Below are 21,108 nucleotides of genomic sequence, written 5' to 3'. Positions count from 1 at the left end.
TGATTTTAAATTAATGAATTGTAGAAGTTATCTAAATGCATCTTTAACTACATTAATTGTCGAAGATGTATTTTTGTAATTTAAGTATACCTCAACTACATCAAATCTAATATTTATGTCAAATAAGTAGTTCTTAAAAATGTAATATTGACACACTCTTTTAATGGTATTTGTTTTGGTGATTGAAATTGCTTCCATTGGGGTACCATAATCTAAGGTATATCTAGTTTTAACTTCTATAAAACATAATATATCTTTATCCCATCCAATTATATCTATTTCTCCATTTCTCGAACTAAAGTTTCTTTCTAGTATTTTGTAACCATTTTTAACAAGAAATTCTGCTGCCATATCTTCTCCAGCAGAACCTATTGATTTATTAAAATTTTTCATAATAATACCTCTAACTTATCAGTATATCTTTATTCTCGACAAAAAGTAGAAAAAAATAGCTGAAGCAATATTTTTTAGTTACTTTATTACATCTGTCTTTTCTGAAATATAATTTCTTGAAGCATAAAAAATGTTATTTAACAGAAAAATGGTCAATAATCACTAAAGAGGTGATAGCAGTGGCTACAAAAATAATAAGTGCTTCTTTCAACGGAATTGATGGAGAAGTTGTATATGTAGAAGTGGATATTAACAAGGGTTTACCTTCCTTTTCTATAGTAGGTCTTCCTGATACATCAGTAAGGGAATCAAAAGAGAGAGTTCGCTCTGCCATAATAAATAGTGGGTTTAAGTTTCCACTGGGTAGAGTTGTTATTAACTTAGCTCCGGCAGATATAAAAAAGATAGGTACTTTACTAGATTTGCCAATTGCTGTAGCTATTCTGCTTGAGAGTGGTCAGATTGTCATGACTGATACTAGTAAATATATGTTGGTTGGAGAGCTATCTTTAAACGGAGAAATAAAAGCTGTGAATGGATGTTTACCTATTATAATAGAAGGAAAAAATCATAGAATAAATAATTATATTATACCTCAGCAAAATATTGAAGAAACAATGATAATTAAGAACAGTAATATATTTACTTTTGCTAATCTAAAACAAGTATCAGAGTTCCTAATTTATGAAGATCAGTATCCAATAAAATTTATGAAATATGAGAATATAACTTCAAATCATAATATAAAAGAAAACTTTAGCGATGTATTTGGAAATGAAGCAGCAAAAAGAGCATTAGAAATAGCGGCTGCTTCAAATCATAACATCATTTTATATGGACCTGCAGGATCAGGCAAAACTATGTTAGCAAGGAGATTGCCATCTATTTTGCCTGATTTAAGCTATGAAGAGTGTCTTGAAGTTACAAAGATATATAGTGTATCTGGGAATCTTAAGGACAAATCAGGAGTTATCAATTATAGACCCTTCAGGAACCCTCATCATACTACTCCTAAGAATACACTAATAGGCGGCGGTAGGGAACTTACTATTGGAGAAATCAGTCTAGCCCATAGAGGAGTTTTGTTTTTGGATGAGTTATTAGAGTTTGATAGAAGGATACTAGAATGCTTAAGGGAACCACTAGAAGATAAAGTTATAAGAATATCAAGACTTTCAGGTAAGGTGATTTACCCTGCGGATTTCATTTTTATTTCGGCTATGAATACGTGTCCTTGCGGGAAAAGTAGTGGTATTGATGGTGAAAAATGTATATGTACTGATATAGAGAAGCATAAATACAGAAAGAGGCTTTCAAAAGCTATAGCTGATAGAATTGATTTGTATGTTCAAGTTGCTCAGGTACCCTTCAATCAGTTGATGAAGGAAACAAAGAGAGAGAGTTCTGAGACTATTAAAGAAAGAGTAGAAAAAGCTAGAAAAATACAAAAAGATAGGTATAGTGAACTGGGAATACTTTTTAATTCACAATTAGACCATAGTGATATAAAAAAATATATTAAACTAGATGATGCTTGTATAAGTTTATTAGAACAAATATATGATAAATATCATATAAGTACAAGAGGATTAGATAAAATCTTAAAGGTATCAAGAACAATTGCTGATCTAAATAGTCAAGAAGATATTAATAAAGCCACAATTGTTGAAGCATTAAATTATAGAAAATTTTTTGATGGCGAAATTATATAAAGGAGAAATAAATTTTGGATTTTTATAAGATTTGGTTTTCAATGCTCCCTGTTAGTGATAACATTAAGTTAAATTTGCTTAATGAGTACGAATCTGAAGAAAATATATTTAGAAATAAGGCTATTTTCTCGCAAAGAAAATTTGTGAATAAGAACTTACTAAATAGAGTTTCACCTGATGATGCAAAAAGACTTTCTGAATATATGATGAAAAATAAAATAAAGCTAATTACCTATAAAGAGTCCCAATATCCAACACTTTTAAGCCATATAAATTGTCCTCCTTATGGCCTTTTTTATAAAGGGGATATTGACATTTTAAATAAAAAGATTACTATAGCAATAGTAGGCTCTAGAAAATGTACTGGTTATGGAAGGGAAGCAACTAAGCTTATATGTAAGCAATTGAGTGCCTTTGATACATGTATAGTTAGTGGTGGTGCCTATGGTATAGATTCAGAAGCTCATAAAAGAACTCTAGAAAATAAAGGAGTTACCTGTGCAGTATTTGGTTGTGGTATAGATGTTATATATCCAGCTTATAATAAAATATTATATGAGAATATAGAGAATAATGGGTGTATTGTTTCAGAGTTTCTGCCTGGAACAAGACCTGCACCATATAATTTTCCTAGAAGAAATAGGATAATAAGTGGATTATCTAAAGCAATTATAGTTGTAGAGGCTAATGAAAAAAGTGGTTCTCTAATAACTGCTGATGTTGGATTAAATCAAGGCAGAGATGTATATGCAGTACCAGGATCAATTTTTTCGCCTCAAAGTAAAGGAACAAATCAACTCATAGGAGAACATTATGAAGTCATTGCCTATGACATAGATAAATTGCTTGATAAACTGGGGCTATGTAGAAAGAAAAATAAAAAAATTAATGATAGCCTGAAAGCCCAGATTATGAGGTTATTAGATGATAAACCTATACATATCGATGAAATTATAAGAAACACAGATATTGACACCTCAACAATTTATGAGTTATTATTTGAAATGCAATTTAATAATGAAATTATGTGTATTTTAGGAAATTATTATGTTAAAAATAATTAAGACTAAGGGGGTGAACACTCCTAAGTTTTTAAGGAGTAAAAAATGGGTCAAAATCTTGTAATAGTAGAATCGCCTGCTAAGGCAAAAACAATAAGTAAATACTTAGGTAAAAATTATGTAGTTGAAGCATCAATGGGACATATTAGGGATTTGCCTAAGAGTCAACTTGGAGTTGATGTGGAAAACAATTATAATCCCAAATATATAACTATAAGAGGAAAAGGTGATCTTTTAGATAAGCTTAAAAAGCTTGCTAAAAAAAGTGATAAGATTTTTTTGGCAACTGACCCTGATAGAGAAGGGGAAGCAATCTCTTGGCACCTTGCAAATATTTTAAAAATTCCAGATAAAGATAAATGTAGAGTTGAGTTTCATGAAATTACAAAGAACGCTGTTAAAACCTCTATAAAAAGCCCAAGAGTTATCAATCAAAACTTAGTTGATGCTCAACAAGCTAGAAGAGTACTTGATAGGCTAGTTGGTTATGAAATAAGCCCAATATTATGGAAAAATGTTAAATGGGGCTTGAGTGCAGGTAGAGTTCAATCTGCTGCTCTTAAACTGATTTGTGATAGAGAAGAAGAAATTAATAAATTTGAATCAAAAGAATATTGGACTGTTGATATTAAACTAGAGAAGAAAGATAAAAAGTTTAATGTGAAGATTGCAACTTTAAAAGGTAAGAAGTTCGAAATTTTCACTGAAGAAGAAGCAAATAAGACTATAGAAGAACTTAAACAAAATGAATTTGTAGTAAATAAGGTGAAGAAAGGTACAAAGAATAAAAATCCTTTGCCTCCTTTCACTACAAGTACATTACAACAGGACGCTAGTAGAAAGCTTAATTTCCAAACAAAGAGAACTATGTCTATAGCTCAGCAATTATATGAAGGTATTGAAGTAAAAGGTTATGGTACTGTAGGGCTTATAACATATATGAGAACTGATTCTGTTAGAATATCAAAAGAAGCTCAAGATAGCGCATTACAATATATAAACGCTAATTATGGTGAAAAGTATGCCCCAAAAGTCCCAAGAGTATATAAGGGAAAGAAGAATATACAAGATGCCCATGAAGCTATAAGACCTTCAGTAATAGATATTACACCAGAAGTTGCAAAGGAAAATCTTTCAGCAGAACAGTACAAACTTTATAAGCTTATTTGGGAAAGATTCATAGCAAGTCAGATGGAATCTTGTGTTTTAAATACAAATAGCATTGATATCGCTAATGGAGAATACAAACTAAGAGCCAGTGGTTCCACTATCAAGTTTGATGGATTTATGAAAGTTTATGAGTATACCACTGAGGAAGATGATGAAAGTGTATTACTTCCTGAAATAGAAGAAAATGAAGCTTTAAGCTATGATAGTATAGTTGGAAAACAACATTTCACTCAACCGCCAGCAAGATATACTGAGGCATCTTTTGTTAAGCTGTTAGAAGAGAAGGGAATTGGTAGACCAAGTACGTACGTACCTACTATTTCAACTCTTCTTAGTAGAAAGTACATCCAAAGAGAAAAGAAAAATCTAATGGCTACTGAGCTTGGAATTATAGTAAATACTATAATGAGTGATTACTTTAAGCAAATAGTTGATGCAGACTTTACCGCAGACATGGAAAATAAGCTAGATTATATAGAAGAAGGAAAAGAAGAATGGACAAGAATTGTAGATGAATTCTTCAGTCCTCTTAGTGAAGCTATAGATAAAGCTGAAAAGGAAGTATCTAAAGTAGTAATTGAAGATAAAGTAAGTGATGTGAAATGTGATAAGTGTGGAAGGATGATGGTAATAAAGCAAGGTAGATTTGGTAGCTTTTTAGCGTGCCCAGGCTATCCTGATTGCCAAAATACGAAACCAATTGTAGAGGAAATTGATGCAAAATGTCCCCTTTGTGGTGGTGGAGTTGTAATCAAGAAGAGCAAAAAAGGCAATAAGTTTTATGGATGTTCTAATTATCCTGAATGTTCTTTTGTAAGCTGGTATGAACCTGCAAAGGAAAATTGCAGTAGTTGTGGTTCTCATATGGTTATCAAGTATAATAAAACAAAAGGTAAGTTCATGGAGTGTACAAATAAAGAATGTGGTAACAAAGTTTCTATTCAAACGGAAGAAAAGTAGAATTATATGTCGAATTGGCTGAAAAGACTGTTGAAATAAGTGTTTTAGTATGTTAAGATAGACTTGAACAATTTAAACAATTTGAACAATTCAAAAAATTCAAAAAATGTTTTCAGGGTTTCAATTTATTTATAGTAATGATTAATAGATTGCTATTGTGTGTGGATAAGATGAGCCACTTCTAAGAAAGAAAAATTAGGATTTATTTTAAATTTGTTTTTTAGATAATTAGAAATCATTAGGTTTTAATAATCAAAGTGGCTCATTTTAAAGGATAGACCCTGTAATATAAACAGCGGTATTATGAGGAGGAATTTAATGTCAACTCTACTTAACAAAACAAGAATGTTAAATAAAATATTACAAAAATCTGGTACAGATCCTGTAGCCTTTGAAGATATTTGTAAGTTGCTAAGTGAAGTTTTAGCATGCAACGTGTACATAGCTAGTAGAAAGGGAAAAATACTAGGATATACTTTTTCAGATAGTTTTGAATGTGACATAATGAAGAAAAAGATATTGGACGATAAAAGATTCCCAGAAGAATATAATAATAAGCTGTTGAATATTGGAGATACATTAGCGAACCTTCCAAACAAAGGACAATGTGTTTTTGATGGTGAAGGTGAATGCATGATGTCGGACAAGCTTTCCACCATAGTACCTATAGTAGGAAATAGAGAAAGACTAGGAACATTGCTTCTTGCAAGATTTAAAGAACCATTTACCGATGATGATTTAGTACTTATTGAATACAGTGCAACTATAGTTGGTTTAGAAATCCTAAGATCTAAGCAAGATGAGATAGAAGATGAGGCTAGAAAAAAAGCTGTTGTTCAATTGGCTATTGGAACACTTTCTTATTCGGAACTAGAGGCTGTAGAGCACATTTTTGATGAACTAGATGGCAGTGAAGGCTTATTGGTTGCTTCAAAAATTGCGGACAAGGTTGGTATAACAAGATCGGTTATAGTAAATGCATTGAGAAAATTTGAGAGTGCCGGTGTTATTGAATCTCGTTCATTAGGTATGAAGGGAACTCATATAAGAATTTTAAATGAGAAACTACTTGATGAATTAAAGAAAATAAAATAGTCAATAATTTAAAGGAGGAATTAACCTCCTTTTTTTATTTTTAGAAACATTATATAAAAAATAAAAAAATATTAAATGATTCAATAAAAAACGCCTTTATCTATTAACTGATGGATATGTAAATTTGTATCTATAGAAGTAATCATGTCTTCTAAACATATCTGTATGAAGTTTTTAGAGTAGATATTTTGAATAAAAATTAAAAAATAAAATCCTGACGCCTGTTAGAATTTTTTACACATAGGTTCAAAAAAGGTAGTTGCGCAAAAAAAGTCGCTAAATAATGTGTAGCTTTAGCGACTTTTCTTTCATATTAATTAATAATTTTACAAATTTATATTGCTTGACATTAAACCTTATGATATACTATCAAAGGTAAGAAAATACACACATTATCTAATTGTAAGAGTGGTGCCCTACGGGGAAGCTCTGAAAATATGATGATAGTGGAGGATACAACCAAATTTAGGAGGGACTTTTATGTCAGTTATTTCAATGAAACAATTATTAGAAGCTGGTGTTCATTTCGGACATCAAACAAGAAGATGGAACCCTAAGATGGCTCCTTATATATTCACAGAAAGAAACGGAATATATATAATAGATCTTCAAAAGACAGTTAAGAAAGTTGAAGAAGCTTATGACTTCATTAAAGAAGTAGCAACAGAAGGAAAAGATATACTATTTGTTGGTACTAAGAAACAAGCACAAGAAGCTATTCAAGAAGAAGGCGTTAGATCAAATATGCACTTCGTTAATAATAGATGGCTTGGTGGTATGTTAACTAACTTTAACACTATAAAGACAAGAATAAATAGATTATCAGAAATCGAAAAGATGGAAGAAGACGGAACTTTCGACGTTTTACCTAAGAAAGAAGTTACAAACTTAAAGAATGAAATGGAAAAACTAGAAAAGAATCTTGGAGGTATCAGAAACTTAGATGCTACTAACATAGGTGCATTATTCGTGGTTGACCCAAGAAAAGAAAAAAATGCTATATCAGAAGCAAAGATTCTTGGTATACCAGTAGTAGCAATAGTTGATACTAACTGTGATCCAGATGAAGTTGATTATGTTATACCTGGAAATGATGATGCTATAAGAGCTGTAAAACTTATAACTGCAAAAATGGCTGATGCTATTATTGAAGGAAGACAAGGCGAACAATTAGCTGAATAATTATATACTAGGTAGGTGAAGGTTAACTTCATTTACCTTTTACATTAACATTTTAGGGAGGAATTAGCATGATAACTGCTCAAGCTGTTAAAGAATTAAGAGAAAGAACTGGCGCTGGTATGATGGACTGTAAGAAAGCTCTTACAGAAACAGAAGGCGATATGGAAAAGGCTGTAGAAGTATTAAGAGAAAAAGGATTAGCTGCTGCTGCTAAAAAAGCTGGTAGAGTAGCTGCTGAAGGAATAGTTAAAACTTTTATATCAGAAGACAAGAAGAGTGCTGGTATAGTTGAAGTTAACTGTGAAACAGACTTCGTTGCTGCTAATGAAGAATTCGTAGGCTTTGCTGCTAAGCTAGCTGAAATGGCTTCTACTACAACAGTAGCAACTGTTGAAGAATTTGTTGCTCAAAAGTTTAATGAAGAGCAAACTGTACAAGAATTCTTAACTGCATTAATCGCTAAATTAGGCGAAAATATGTCAGTAAGAAGATTCCAAAAGTTCTCAGTTGAAAACGGAATAACTCAAAGCTACATCCATGGTGGTGGTAGAATTGGTGTTGTTGTAGAATTAGGTTGTGAAACTGCTAGCCCAGTTTTAGAAGAAGTGGCTAAGGAACTTTGTATGCAAGTTGCTGCTGCAAATCCTTTATTCTTAGATAAATCTAAAGTTGATACTGAATCTGTAGAAAAAGAAAGAGAAATATACAGAGCTCAAGCTTTAAATGAAGGAAAGCCTGAAAAGATCGTTGATAAAATGGTTGAAGGAAGAATTCAAAAATACTATAAAGAAGTATGTTTAGTTGATCAACCATGGGTTAAAGATGGCGATAAGACTATAACTAAATACTTAGAAGAAAAGTCTAAAGAAGTTGGTTCTCCAATCAATATCAATACTTTCGTTAGATATGAAAGAGGAGAAGGTATAGATAAGAAAGAAGAAAACTTTGCAGAAGAAGTTGCAAAGCAAGTTCAAGGGAAATAGTAATACAAAAGAGAACACACCGTGTTCTCTTTTTTTAAAAAAATAAATATATAATACATGGTGGAGGTTGTGTAATGGAAGCTAAATATAGAAGAGTAATACTTAAACTTTCTGGAGAAGCTCTAGCTGGTGATAATGGTTTTGGAATCGATTTTAATGTTGCAACAAGAATTGCTAGTGAGATAAAAGAGCTTATCGATATGGGAGTTGAAGTAGGTGCTGTAGTAGGTGGCGGAAACATATGGAGAGGCAGAAGTGGTGAAGGAATGGACAGAACAACTGCTGATTACATGGGGATGCTTGCCACTTGTATAAATGCACTTGCACTTCAAGATTCATTAGAGGGATTAGGTGTGTTAACTAGAGTTCAAACAGCAATAGAAATGAAAGAAGTTGCTGAACCTTTTATAAGAAGAAGAGCAATGAGACATCTTGAAAAAGGTAGAGTTGTAATATTTGCAGCTGGAACAGGTAACCCATACTTCTCAACTGATACAACTGCAGCTTTAAGAGCAGCAGAGATTGAAGCTGATGTTATACTACTTGCTAAAAAAGTAGATGGAGTATACGATAAAGATCCTCATAAGTACAATGATGCGAAGAAATATGATACTTTATCATATATTCAAGTACTAGAGCAAGGTCTTCAAGTTATGGATTCGACAGCGACCTCACTATGCATGGATAATAATATTCCAATACTTGTATTTGCCTTAGATGAGCCAGGTAATATTAAGAAAGCCGCATGCGGTGAAAAAATAGGAACTTTAGTTTGCGATAAATAAGGAGGTTTATGATGATTAAGGATATTATAAAGGCTTCTGAAGATAAAATGAAAAAAACTATTTCTGTTTTAGATTCAGAGTTTAAGACTATGAAAGCAGGAAGAGCTAACCCTACTATGCTTGATAGAATTCAAGTTGATTACTATGGAAGCATGTGTCCTCTAAATCAAGTTGCTAATATTTCTGCACCAGAACCAAGAATGCTTGTTATTACTCCTTGGGAAAAGCCACTTTTAAAAGAAATAGAGAAGTCCATATTAAAATCAGATTTAGGAATTAATCCTACAAATGATGGTACTATAATAAGGCTTTTAGTTCCAGAACTTACTGAAGAAACTAGAAAGAATTTAGTTAAGAACGTAAAAAAAGCTGGAGAAGAAGCAAAAGTTGCTTTAAGATCAATTAGAAGAGATTCTAATGATAAAATTAAAGCTCTTAAGAAAGATGGAGATGTGTCGGAAGATCAAATCAAGAAGGCTGAAGATGACATTCAAAAGGTTACTGATAGCTATGTAAAAGAAATAGATAAGATGATAGCAGATAAGGAAAAAGAAATTATGACAGTTTAAACCTGCTTCTTTAGCAGGTTTTTTATTCTTTAGGAAATTTGTATCAAAGATGAAATTATGGCTAAGTATGTGTGGACAGATTAAATCTAGATATGGGAGAAAGAATAAAAAAATATGTAGCCTTCCAGAATTTCTTCACATACGTTCAAAAAAGGCAGATGAGCAAAAGATTCACTAAAGAAGGTCGCTTTAGCGAATTTTTGCTCTTTAGTAAACAGGATAACTTAATTTTATAAACCTTTTATAGGAGTGTAGATAATATGTTTGAGCTCTTTAGGAAAAGAAGAAAAGATATTGATGATAATATCAGTATAGACCATGATAATATTCCAAAGCACATTGCAATAATAATGGATGGTAACGGTAGATGGGCTAAACAGAGAAATCTTCCTAGAACAGTTGGTCATAAAGCTGGTGTTGAAACCATAAGAAGAGTAGTTAAAGAATGTGATAAATTAGGTGTTAAGTACTTAACGCTATACGCCTTTTCCACTGAAAATTGGAAAAGACCTAAGGATGAAGTTAGTGCTTTGATGGATCTTTTAGTTGAATACTTGAAGAAGGAATTTGACGAATTAAATAAAAGCAATGTGGTTATAAGTCACATTGGAGATATCTCAAAGCTTCCTGATAAATGCAGTAGAGAACTTATAAGTGCATACGAGAGAACTAAGAATAACACTGGAATAGTTCTTAATCTAGCATTGAACTATGGTGGCAGATCAGAAATAATAGATGGAGTAAAAAAGATAGCACAAGATATTCAAGATGGACGTATTGGAATAGAGGATATTAATGAAAATATTGTCTCATCATATATGTACACTAAAGATATGCCAGATCCAGATTTAATAATTAGACCAAGTGGAGAACAAAGATTAAGCAACTTCCTATTATGGCAGTGTGCTTACTCAGAGTTTTGGTACTCAAATATAAATTGGCCTGATTTTTCAGAGTCAGATCTTCATAAGGCTATTTATGATTATCAAAATAGAGATAGAAGGTATGGCGGCATAAAATAACTGAGGTGATATTATGAAATCTAATAATAGATATCTGGGTGCAGTAATAATTGCTCCAATATTAATATTTATATTCTTAGGTGGAGTATATTTAAAATACTTTACTATTCTACTTTCCGCTGTAGGAATGTATGAATTCTACAAGACCATGAAAGCTAAGGATTTTAATCCAATATGGCCAGTAGGCTATGTGCTTTTGGTATGCTATTATTTCCTTAATAATGATATTGAAAAACTTATGTATATTTTAATAATAGCTTTATTAGTTTTGCTATGTGTTCCAGTTATAAATACAAAATATACGTTTATAGATGTGGCACTTACTATTTTAGGCTTTATGTATGTAGGTGTGTTCTTTAGCTTTATATATCTTGTCAATTTGATGCCTAACGGAAAGTTTTTAGTTTGGCTAGTCTTTTTGGCTTCTTGGCTTTGTGATACGGTGGCCTATTATACTGGAAAGTATTTAGGTAAAAGAAAACTTTGTCCAAAGGTTAGCCCTAAGAAGACAGTGGCAGGGTCCATAGGGGGGCTATTAGGAAGCACTTTGGCTTTAACCGTTTATGGTTTTGTTATTACACCATATGTACATACGATTCCTTTATATCATTATGTAATAATAGGAATACTGTGCGGAGTCTTCTGTCAGTTTGGTGATTTGGTGGCATCTTCTATAAAAAGATATGTAGGAATAAAAGATTATAGCAATCTTATACCAGGACATGGAGGAGTACTTGATAGGTTTGACAGTATATTATTTGCATCAACTATAATATATTTATATCTTCATATTGTACTTTCAATGTAAAATTTTATAGTTAACAAAGGTGTTTTATTATAGCTTACAATGCGAGATTATGTGTTGTAAGCTATTTTTTATTGTTTTTTGACTTAAATTTCTAAAACCTAACTGATTAATAAATATTTTAATAATATAAAATTCATTACATTAATATAATTAAGTAAATAAATAAACAGGATAAGAGGAAGCTAAATGTTAAAAGAATATTCTAAACTAATCCAATTACTTATTTTATTATTTGTAGTAGTTTTCGTATCTTTCGTGATCAAGAATTACTTTAATCCATTTCTTTATATTGTTGTTCTTTATTTATTGGCCAAGCCTTTACAAAAGTTTTTTTTAAAAGTTACAAATTCATTTAAATTATCTGCAGCTTTTAGTATAATTGTATTAAATTTACTTTTGTTTATTATTGTCTTTTATTTAAGCAATAATATAATTTTAGCTTTTCAAAAATATGTACTTGTAAACATAGACAAGCTACGTTCCTTTTATAATGACTTTTTAAATTTAGTTACTGTTACTAGTAATAATACTGGTGGACATAGTGGAAGCAGTATAATAGACGGTTCAATCATAAAAAAAGGAGCATTATATACCTCAGAAAGTATTGTATCTTATGTTATAGCTAACATTTGCGTTTATTTTGTTTTAGTAGACGAATTTATGATAAAGAGACTTTTTTATGCTGTTCTGCCAAAAAACATAGTGCTAAATGTTGGACAAACAATAAGTAAATTAAAAAAGCTTGCTGTAATAGAGGTGATGCTTGCTTTATTTAGCACAGTAGAGACTTTTTTTGGATTTATATTTTTTAAGGTGCCAGAACCATTTATGTTAGCTTTAATATGTGGAGTGCTTGATATATTACCTTACGTCGGAACTATTATTGTATTTATTCCACTAATAATATACAATATTGTATTAAAGGAATATTTTATAGCCATTGGTCTTGTGATACTATATATATTAATTCAAATAAACCGAGAAATTCTTGAAACTAAGTTTATTGGAGATAGATTAGATATACATCCTATACTTGCCTTATTATCAATTTATATAGGTGTTAAATTATTTGGTGTCATAGGTATAATATCTGGTCCTTTATATGTATTACTAGCTAAAAATATAATAATCAGTTCAACTCAGGAGGAATTTACATGAAAAATATAGCTATACTAGGGGCAACTGGTTCTATAGGAACTCAAACTTTAGAGGTGTTGAGATTTCATAAAGATGAATTTAAACTAATTGGGGTTAGTGCAAATAAAAGTGTAGAAAGTATTATAGACATAATTAAAGAATTTAATCCAAAGGAAGTTGCTATGACTGACTATGATGCATATAACAAAGTTTTGGATTATTGTACTAAAGAAGGGTATGATATAGAGGTATACTTTGGAATAGAAGGATTAAATAAGGTTGCAACAAGTAAAAGTGTTGATACTGTAGTAACTTCAGTAGTTGGTATGATTGGTCTAGAGCCTACTTTAAATGCTATCTGGGCTGGTAAGACTATAGCTTTAGCTAACAAGGAAACACTGGTGGTAGCTGGTGAACTAGTTATGGAGGAGGCAAGAAAAAATAACGTTAACATACTTCCGGTAGATTCGGAGCACAGCGCTATATTTCAAAGTCTTCAAGGCAACAGTATGAATAGAATAGATAAAATACTACTTACAGCGTCAGGAGGACCTTTTAGAGGGAAAAGTTTAGAATATTTAGAAAAGGTTTCAGTTGAAGATGCCTTAAAACATCCTAACTGGTCAATGGGACCTAAAATTACAATTGACTCATCTACACTTATGAATAAAGGTCTTGAGGTAATAGAAGCTCACTGGCTCTTTGATTGTGATTATGACAAAATTGAGGTTGTTGTTCATCCTCAGTCGGTGATACATTCTATGGTTCAATATGAAGATGGAGCTATAATTGCTCAGCTTGGAACTCCAGATATGAAGCTTCCTATTCAATATGCATTGAATTACCCAGATAGGAAGGGCAATATAGGAGGAACCCTAGATTTTAAGACATTGAGTAAAATTACCTTTGAAACTCCAGATCTTACAACTTTTAAATGTTTAGAACTTGCATTTAGAGCTGGTAGAATAGGTAAGCTTATGCCATGTATACTTAATGCTGCAAATGAAGCATGCGTAAGTTTATTTTTGAATAAAAAAATTAGTTACTTAGCAATTGCTAATATAGTTGAAGAATGCATGAATAATTTTGACTATAATAAAGAAGTAACATTACATAGTGTTAATAATATGGATAAAGAAGTAAAAGACTATGTATTTAATAAGTATGAATAGGAGGAAATGTTGTGTATATAATTTTTGCGATTATAGCGTTTAGTTTGTTGATATTGATTCATGAAGTTGGCCATTTTACATTGGCTAAGCTTAATGGTGTAAAGGTAGATGAATTTTCTATAGGGATGGGGCCAAAACTTTTTAGTATAAAAGGAAAAGAAACTGAATACATGATTAAAGCTCTGCCTATAGGTGGCTATGTTAAGATGTATGGTGAAGAAGAGACCACAAATGATAGCAGAGGGTTTATGTCAAAGTCTCCGTTGCAAAGAATATCTATAATATTTGCAGGAGCATTTATGAATTATGTGCTTGCAATAGTTTTATTCAGTATTTTCACTTTTCATTCAGGATACGCATTACTTACTGTAAATGACACTGTAAAAGATTCGCCAGCAGCTAAAGCAGGTATGCTAAAAGGTGATGAAATAATTAAGGTAAACAACAAGACAATGTTAACTAAGGATGACTTAACCTACGAAATCGCAACCTCTAAAGGAAAAGCTGTAGATGTTTTGGTTAAGAGAGGTAATGAGAACAAAGAGTTTAATATAGTTCCTATGAAAAGCGATGAAGGAATGTTGATGATAGGTATTAGTAATCAATTTGTACAAAATCCGAGCATACTTGAAAGTGTTAAGTATAGTTTTAAGGGAACAGCTTCTTGGGTAAAGCAGACTTTTTATGCATTGAAAAGCATATTTACTGGTAAAGCTAACCTTAAAACTGATGTTGGTGGACCTGTAACAATTGTTAAAATGACAGGCACAGCGGCTAAAAGTGGTATAATAACACTTATATGGTTTACTGCGTATTTAAGCATACAGCTTGCGGTGTTTAACCTTCTTCCATTTCCAGCTCTTGATGGAGGATGGATTATTATGTTATTATTTGAACTGATAACAAGAAAGAAAGTTCCGGATAAAGTAGTGGGAGCACTAAACTTTGTGGGATTTTCACTATTAATGTTATTAATGTTATTGGTTACAGTTAAGGATATATTGTTCCCAGTTAGTTTATAGGAGATGATTATTATGGACAGAATGCAAACGAAGAAAGTAAGAGTGGGCAATGTATATGTAGGTGGAGATGCTCCAGTATCGGTTCAGTCTATGACCAATACAGATACGAGGGACGTAAAGAGTACCGTTGATCAGATAAAAAGACTTGAGGAAGCTGGCTGTGATATAGTTAGGTGTGCAGTTCCTGATATGGAAGCTGCCTTAGCTATAAAGGATATAGTTAAAGATATAAATATCCCTTTGGTTGCTGATATCCACTTTGATTACAGATTGGCCTTAGAAGCTATTAAAAATGGTGTTTCTGCATTAAGGATTAATCCAGGCAATATTGGAAGTGCAGATAGAGTTAGAATGGTAGCTGAAGCAGCTAAGTTAAGAGAGATACCTATAAGAATTGGAGTGAATTCTGGTTCTCTTGAGAAAGAGTTGCTGAAAAAATACGGAAGTCCAACCCCAGAGGCTCTAGTTCAAAGTGCATTAGGGCATGTTAAAATATTAGAGGATATGGATTTTGATGATATTGTTATTTCTATAAAATCTGCAGATGTTATAAAGATGATTGATAGTTATAGGTTGATGTCGGAAAAAGTTGATTATCCACTTCATTTAGGGGTTACAGAAGCAGGAACTATTTGGAGAGGTACCATTAAGTCAAGTATAGGAATAGGAGCCTTACTTTCTGAAGGAATTGGAGATACTATCAGAGTTTCCCTTACTGGGGACCCTGTAGAAGAAATAAAAGTAGGCCGTGAAATACTAAAAACTTTTGGTTATGTGAATTCTGGAATCCAATTTATATCATGCCCTACTTGTGGCAGGACAAAAATTGATTTGATTAATATAGCTGAAGAAGTTGAGAGTAAGTTAGCTTCTTGTAAGAAAAATATAAAGGTAGCTATAATGGGATGCGTAGTAAACGGTCCTGGTGAAGCAAAAGAGGCTGATATAGGAATAGCAGGTGGAAATGGTGAAGGCCTTATATTTAAAAAAGGTGAAATAGTTAAAAAAGTAAGCGAAAAAGATCTCGTTAACGAATTGATTAAGGAAATAGAAAATTTCTAAAATATAACCATCAGGCCTATGTAAAAGATATATCTTTAAAATAACTTAGAATTATATTTGATAATTTCTGTATAATTATAGATATATGTTCTAAATATTTATTAGATTAGATCATCACTTATAAAGGTGACAAAAAGTAGCATTTCAGACTAATATAAAATAGTACTTGTAATCCAATAATTACTATGTTATGATTAGAATAGTAGATTATTTACAATGGAGCATGTTAAGAGTGGGCAGAGTAGTCCGCTCTTTCTATTTGTAAACGCAACTTGTTGAAAGTTGCGTTTTTGCTTAATAATCAATACAGATTTATTGATATGGGAATACTAATAAAAATTTGCTAGGTGTTTAAAGGAGGATAGATATGAAAAAAGACGCACTTTTAGAAAATTTAAATAACCTTTGCAAGCCTATTGTAGATGAACTTGGGTATGAACTTTATTATGTTGAGTTTGTGAAGGAAAATAATGAGTTTTACTTAAGGATATATATTGATAAACCAGAAGGTATATCTTTAGAAGATTGTGAAAAAGTAAGTAGAAGAATAAGTGATATGTTAGATGAAAAGGATCCTATAACAGATCTATATTATTTAGAAGTTTCTTCACCAGGTCTAAATAGACAGCTTTTTACCGAAGAGCACTACAATAGATATGTAGGTTCAGAAGTTTTTGTAAAGTTTGCAAAGTCTATAAGTGGTAAAAAGAATATAAAAGGTATATTAACAGAAGTAACTGAGGATGCACTAGTTATAACTGAGAACAGTGAACAATTTACTGTTCCAAAAGATAAAGTAAAGTCTGTAAACATTGAAGGGGAGATTTAGTAAGGAGGGTTCAGAAATGAATGAAGAATTTATAGGTGCATTGAAAGAGATTGTAAAAGAGAAGGGGATAAGTGAAGATCTTATTTTTACAACCTTAGAAGATGCTCTAGTAGCTGCTTATAAAAAGAATTATGCCAATTCTACTACAGCAGCTCAGAATGTAAGAGTAAGTATGAATAGAGAAACTGGTGAAATCCATGTTTATGCCCAAAAGTCAATTGTTGATTTTGTATATGATGAGGTATCAGAAATATCAATTGATGAAGCAAAAGAGATAGATCCTAGATATGAAATAGATGATGTTGTTGAAATAGAAGTTACTCCAAGAAACTTTGGAAGAGTGGCAGCTCAGCTTGCAAAGCAGGTTGTAATCCAAAGGATAAAGGAAGCAGAAAGAAATATTATCTATAATGAATTCATTCAAAAAGAGTTTGATATTATCACTGGAACTATAATCAGAAAAGATAAGGGAAATGTGTTTGTTGACTTAGGTAGAATTGAAGCTATACTAGGACCTAATGAACAAATGGCTGGTGAAGAATATAATTTCAATGAAAAGTTAAAACTTTACATTGTAGAGGTTAAAAATACTTCAAAAGGCGCACAAGTATTAGTATCAAGAACACATCCAGGTTTAGTTAAAAGACTTTTTGAGTTAGAAGTTCCTGAAATATTTGAAGGAATAGTAGAAATAAAGAGTATTGCTAGAGAAGCAGGTTCGAGAACAAAAATTGCTGTAAACACAACTGATGAATCTGTAGATCCTATGGGAGCTTGCGTTGGACCAAAGGGTGCCAGAGTCCAAAACATAGTTAATGAGCTTAAAAATGAAAAGATTGATATAATTAAATGGAGTAAGTTGCCTGAAGAATATATAGCTAACGCATTAAGTCCAGCTAAGGTTCTAGATGTTGCTATAGATGAAGATAATAAATCTGCTAAAGTAGTTGTAGATGATAATCAATTATCTCTTGCAATCGGTAAGGAAGGGCAAAATGTAAGATTGGCTGCTAAGCTAACTGGATGGAAAATTGATATAAAAAGCAAATCTCAGGCTGAATAGCTTAGTAGCTTGGAGGTGCTAAAATGAAACCAAAAAAAGTTCCTATGAGAATGTGCAATGGCTGCATGGAAATGAAGCCCAAAAAAGAACTTATAAGAATAGTTAAAAGTCCTGAAGGTGTTGTCTCTGTAGATTTAACCGGTAAAAAATCTGGTCGAGGCGCTTATATATGTAAAAGTGTTGCATGTCTAGATAAGGCTTTTAAAGCTAAAAGACTTAATAAAAATCTTGAAACAACGATAGATGATCAAATTTATAATAACTTAAAGGATGAGATTGTAAATGAATAATAAGTTTCTTCAATTTTTAGGATTAGTAAAGAAATCTGGTAATTTAATTGAAGGTTACAATCGATGTGAAGAAATATTAAAGAAAAAAAAGATTTATTTGTTTATATTCTCAACTGAGCTATCCAGTAATAGCAAGGAAAAGTTTGTCCGTTATTGTAAGGATAAAAGTATTCCTTTTTTAGAGAATTTCTCTAAAGTAGACTTAGGAATTAGCTTAGGAAGAAGTGAAATTAATATATTAGCTATAACAGAAGAAAATATGGCTAAGAAGTTAATAGAACTTGGCGAGAATATTTGATAAATCCAACGAATTTTGTCGGGGGTGAATCTATGTCAAAAATAAGAGTATATGAATTGGCAAAAGAATTAAATGTAGCAAGTAAGGATCTTATCACTTTGCTTATGGATGAATTTAGCATAGAGGTAAAGAATCATATGAGCGTGATTGAAGATGAGGATGCAGAACTTATAAAAGAACTGCTAGCAGGTACTGGAAATACATTAATACCTGAGGGCTCAGATGATGAAGAAGAAATTTCTAAAACCATAGTAGATGAATATGAAGAAATGGTTGCTGAAGAAGTTAATAAAGCAGGTAAGAAGAGAAAGAAAAAGAGATCAGATGATGAGTCTTCAGATTCAGAGGACGAAACAGCAGAACTAGATGGTGGAACTATTGAAATAAGTGACACTATAACAGTAAAGGAATTAGCTGAAAAGCTAAATAAGCCTGGTGCTGATGTCATAAAAACTCTAATATTTACTGGTGTAATGGCTGCTATAAATCAAGAAATAGATTTTGCTACAGCTGAAAAAGCTGCAGAAAAATATGGAGTTACAGTAATTAAAAAGGAAGAAGAATCTACTTTAGAAACTTTTGATGAGGAAGTTGAAACTGAAGAAGAAGAAAACCTAGAAGGCAGACCTCCAATAATAACTGTTATGGGACACGTTGACCATGGTAAGACATCTTTACTTGATGCAATAAGAAAAGCAAAGGTTACTGAGTCAGAAGCTGGTGGTATAACTCAGCACATAGGTGCTTATACTGTTAATGTTAACAATCAAAAGATAACATTCTTGGATACACCAGGACATGAAGCTTTTACAGCTATGAGAGCTCGTGGTGCTCAGATTACAGATATAGTTATCTTAGTAGTTGCTGCAGACGATGGTATAATGCCTCAAACAGTTGAAGCTATAAATCACTGTAAGGCAGCAAATGTTCCTATGGTTGTAGCTATAAACAAGATGGATAGACCTGGTGCCAATATCGATAGAGTTAAGCAAGAGCTTACTGAATACGGTCTAGTATCAGAAGATTGGGGCGGAGATGTAATATGCGTTCCAGTTTCAGCCAAAACTCATGAGGGTATAGACACTCTATTAGAAATGGTTCTTTTAACTGCAGAAATGCTAGAGTTAACTGCTAATCCATCAAGAAGAGCTAAGGGAACTGTGGTAGAAGCTAAGCTTGATAAAGGTAGAGGAGCTGTGGCTTCATTACTTATTGGCAATGGTACACTACATTCCGGTGATTCTATAGTAGTTGGTTCAACTTATGGTAGAATTAGAGCTATGTTTGATGACAAGGGTAAGAAGATTAAGCAAGCAGGTCCTTCAATACCTGTAGAAATACTTGGTTTATCTGATGTTCCTTCAGCAGGTGATAGATTCATAGTTGTTAAAGATGAGAAGACTGCTAGACAGATGGCTGAATCAAGAAAAGAAAAGCATCGTGAAGAAAGCTTTAATAATTCAAACAGAGTATCTCTTGAAGATTTATATAGTCAAATAAGAGAAGGTAAAGTTAAGGAATTAGCTATAATAGTTAAAGCTGACGTTCAAGGTTCTGTTGAAGCTATAAGATCATCCTTAGAAAAGTTATCTACTGATGATGTTAGAGTAAGAGTAATTCACGGAGCTGTTGGTGCAATAACTGAAACTGATATAACTCTTGCAACTGCTTCTAATGCTATAGTTATAGGTTTTAACGTAAGACCAGATAATAATGCTGTAGTTATAGCTGAAAAAGAAAAGGTAGATATAAAGACTTACAGAATAATATATGATGCTATTGAAGATATAAAGTCAGCAATGATAGGTATGCTTGAACCAGAATATAAGGAAGTTGTTCTAGGTAGAGCTGAGGTTAGACAGACATATAAGATTTCTAATGTTGGTACTATTGCTGGATCTTATGTTTTAGATGGTAAATTAGTAAGAAACTCAGAAGTTAGAGTTATCAGAGATGGTATTGTTATATTAGAAGGTAAACTTTCATCATTAAAGAGATTTAAGGATGATGTTAAGGAAGTAAATGCAGGATATGAATGCGGATTAAGCTTAGAAAAGTTTAATGATATCAAAGAAGGAGATATCGTTGAAGCCTTTACTATGGAAGCCATTCAAAGAAAAGAACTTTAAAAGAGGTGATTTTCATGCCTAATTATAGAGGCGGAAGAATTAACGAAGAAGTGAAAAAAGAAGTTAGTGATATTATAAGAAATAATATAAAAGATCCTAGACTTACAGCTATGGTCAGTGTCACTGATGTAAAAGTTACAAAAGATTTAAGATATGCTAATATATACCTTAGTATATTTGGTAAAAGTGAAGAGGAAAAAGAAGCTTCATTTAATGCTTTAAAAGGTTCTAGTGGATTTGTTAGAAAAGAACTTGGACACAGAATAAATTTAAGGCATACACCTGAAGTGATTTTTCAAATAGATGATTCTATTGAAAAAGGAATGCATATAGATTCTCTTTTAGAGAAGATAAAGGAGAAATAAT

21 protein-coding genes are annotated in these 21,108 nt (G+C 31.9%); 20 read left to right on the top strand and 1 reads right to left on the bottom strand.

Features of this window, described 5'->3' with window-relative positions:
* Nucleotides 1-27 precede the first annotated feature (27 nt).
* Nucleotides 28-393 carry a YraN family protein gene (locus tag GXK57_RS10715; protein ID WP_160675645.1) on the bottom strand — a complete coding sequence of 122 codons (366 nt, stop codon included), beginning with the start codon at nucleotides 391-393 and terminating at the stop codon, nucleotides 28-30.
* A gap of 179 nt (nucleotides 394-572) precedes the next feature.
* Between GXK57_RS10715 and GXK57_RS10710 the strand changes: the two genes are divergently transcribed.
* From GXK57_RS10710 to rbfA, 20 genes are all read left to right on the top strand, one after another.
* On the top strand, nucleotides 573-2,105 hold the full coding sequence (locus GXK57_RS10710) for a YifB family Mg chelatase-like AAA ATPase (RefSeq protein WP_160675642.1): 1,533 nt from the start codon (nucleotides 573-575) through the stop codon (nucleotides 2,103-2,105).
* Between the two features lie 14 nt (nucleotides 2,106-2,119).
* On the top strand, nucleotides 2,120-3,169 hold the full coding sequence (dprA, locus tag GXK57_RS10705; RefSeq protein ID WP_160675639.1) for a DNA-processing protein DprA: 1,050 nt from the start codon (nucleotides 2,120-2,122) through the stop codon (nucleotides 3,167-3,169).
* A 42-nt stretch (nucleotides 3,170-3,211) separates the two neighbouring features.
* Nucleotides 3,212-5,296: a type I DNA topoisomerase gene (gene topA / locus GXK57_RS10700; RefSeq protein WP_160675636.1), complete on the top strand. Its 2,085-nt coding sequence runs from the start codon at nucleotides 3,212-3,214 to the stop codon at nucleotides 5,294-5,296.
* Between the two features lie 318 nt (nucleotides 5,297-5,614).
* Nucleotides 5,615-6,391: a GTP-sensing pleiotropic transcriptional regulator CodY gene (gene codY / locus GXK57_RS10695; protein ID WP_128213948.1), complete on the top strand. Its 777-nt coding sequence runs from the start codon at nucleotides 5,615-5,617 to the stop codon at nucleotides 6,389-6,391.
* A 480-nt stretch (nucleotides 6,392-6,871) separates the two neighbouring features.
* The gene (gene rpsB, locus GXK57_RS10690; protein ID WP_160675633.1) at nucleotides 6,872-7,573 is read left to right on the top strand and encodes a 30S ribosomal protein S2; all 702 of its coding nucleotides are present in this window, start codon (nucleotides 6,872-6,874) and stop codon (nucleotides 7,571-7,573) included.
* A 68-nt stretch (nucleotides 7,574-7,641) separates the two neighbouring features.
* Nucleotides 7,642-8,556 carry a translation elongation factor Ts gene (tsf, locus tag GXK57_RS10685; protein WP_160675630.1) on the top strand — a complete coding sequence of 305 codons (915 nt, stop codon included), beginning with the start codon at nucleotides 7,642-7,644 and terminating at the stop codon, nucleotides 8,554-8,556.
* Nucleotides 8,557-8,630: 74 nt separating this feature from the next.
* A complete protein-coding gene (gene pyrH / locus GXK57_RS10680) occupies nucleotides 8,631-9,341 on the top strand; it encodes a UMP kinase (RefSeq protein ID WP_160675627.1) in 711 nt (236 codons plus the stop codon).
* Nucleotides 9,342-9,352: 11 nt separating this feature from the next.
* Nucleotides 9,353-9,910, top strand: coding sequence for a ribosome recycling factor (gene frr, locus GXK57_RS10675; RefSeq protein WP_160675624.1), 558 nt, complete (start codon nucleotides 9,353-9,355; stop codon nucleotides 9,908-9,910).
* 260 nt (nucleotides 9,911-10,170) lie between these two features.
* The gene (locus GXK57_RS10670; protein ID WP_160675621.1) at nucleotides 10,171-10,932 is read left to right on the top strand and encodes an isoprenyl transferase; all 762 of its coding nucleotides are present in this window, start codon (nucleotides 10,171-10,173) and stop codon (nucleotides 10,930-10,932) included.
* A 13-nt stretch (nucleotides 10,933-10,945) separates the two neighbouring features.
* Nucleotides 10,946-11,740, top strand: a complete 795-nt coding sequence (locus GXK57_RS10665; protein WP_160675618.1) for a phosphatidate cytidylyltransferase — start codon at nucleotides 10,946-10,948, stop codon at nucleotides 11,738-11,740.
* Between the two features lie 186 nt (nucleotides 11,741-11,926).
* Nucleotides 11,927-12,898, top strand: a complete 972-nt coding sequence (locus GXK57_RS10660) for an AI-2E family transporter (RefSeq protein WP_160675615.1) — start codon at nucleotides 11,927-11,929, stop codon at nucleotides 12,896-12,898.
* Nucleotides 12,895-14,049, top strand: coding sequence for a 1-deoxy-D-xylulose-5-phosphate reductoisomerase (gene dxr / locus GXK57_RS10655; RefSeq protein WP_160675612.1), 1,155 nt, complete (start codon nucleotides 12,895-12,897; stop codon nucleotides 14,047-14,049). Before GXK57_RS10660 ends, dxr begins: the two co-directional genes overlap by 4 nt.
* Before the next feature lie 11 nt (nucleotides 14,050-14,060).
* Nucleotides 14,061-15,071 (top strand): RIP metalloprotease RseP, encoded by a 1,011-nt coding sequence (gene rseP / locus GXK57_RS10650; protein WP_160675609.1) that lies wholly within the window; start codon nucleotides 14,061-14,063, stop codon nucleotides 15,069-15,071.
* A gap of 12 nt (nucleotides 15,072-15,083) precedes the next feature.
* A complete protein-coding gene (gene ispG, locus GXK57_RS10645) occupies nucleotides 15,084-16,133 on the top strand; it encodes a flavodoxin-dependent (E)-4-hydroxy-3-methylbut-2-enyl-diphosphate synthase (protein WP_160675606.1) in 1,050 nt (349 codons plus the stop codon).
* A gap of 367 nt (nucleotides 16,134-16,500) precedes the next feature.
* On the top strand, nucleotides 16,501-16,962 hold the full coding sequence (gene rimP, locus GXK57_RS10640; RefSeq protein ID WP_160675603.1) for a ribosome maturation factor RimP: 462 nt from the start codon (nucleotides 16,501-16,503) through the stop codon (nucleotides 16,960-16,962).
* Between the two features lie 16 nt (nucleotides 16,963-16,978).
* Complete coding sequence (gene nusA / locus GXK57_RS10635) at nucleotides 16,979-18,025, top strand: transcription termination factor NusA (RefSeq protein ID WP_128213936.1); 1,047 nt, start codon at nucleotides 16,979-16,981, stop codon at nucleotides 18,023-18,025.
* 23 nt (nucleotides 18,026-18,048) lie between these two features.
* Nucleotides 18,049-18,315 (top strand): YlxR family protein, encoded by a 267-nt coding sequence (locus tag GXK57_RS10630; RefSeq protein WP_160675600.1) that lies wholly within the window; start codon nucleotides 18,049-18,051, stop codon nucleotides 18,313-18,315.
* Nucleotides 18,308-18,613: a ribosomal L7Ae/L30e/S12e/Gadd45 family protein gene (locus tag GXK57_RS10625; RefSeq protein WP_160675597.1), complete on the top strand. Its 306-nt coding sequence runs from the start codon at nucleotides 18,308-18,310 to the stop codon at nucleotides 18,611-18,613. Before GXK57_RS10630 ends, GXK57_RS10625 begins: the two co-directional genes overlap by 8 nt.
* Nucleotides 18,614-18,645: 32 nt before the next feature.
* Nucleotides 18,646-20,742, top strand: coding sequence for a translation initiation factor IF-2 (gene infB, locus GXK57_RS10620; protein WP_160675594.1), 2,097 nt, complete (start codon nucleotides 18,646-18,648; stop codon nucleotides 20,740-20,742).
* Nucleotides 20,743-20,756: 14 nt separating this feature from the next.
* On the top strand, nucleotides 20,757-21,107 hold the full coding sequence (gene rbfA / locus GXK57_RS10615; RefSeq protein ID WP_160675591.1) for a 30S ribosome-binding factor RbfA: 351 nt from the start codon (nucleotides 20,757-20,759) through the stop codon (nucleotides 21,105-21,107).
* Nucleotide 21,108: the final 1 nt, after the last annotated feature.

Origin of the sequence: Clostridium sp. C8-1-8 (assembly GCF_009928445.1) — a bacterium.
Taxonomy (GTDB): Bacteria; Bacillota; Clostridia; order Clostridiales; family Clostridiaceae; genus Clostridium_AR.
Note: the sequence above shows the minus strand (reverse complement) of the source record. Positions and strands in the feature narration are given on the sequence as shown.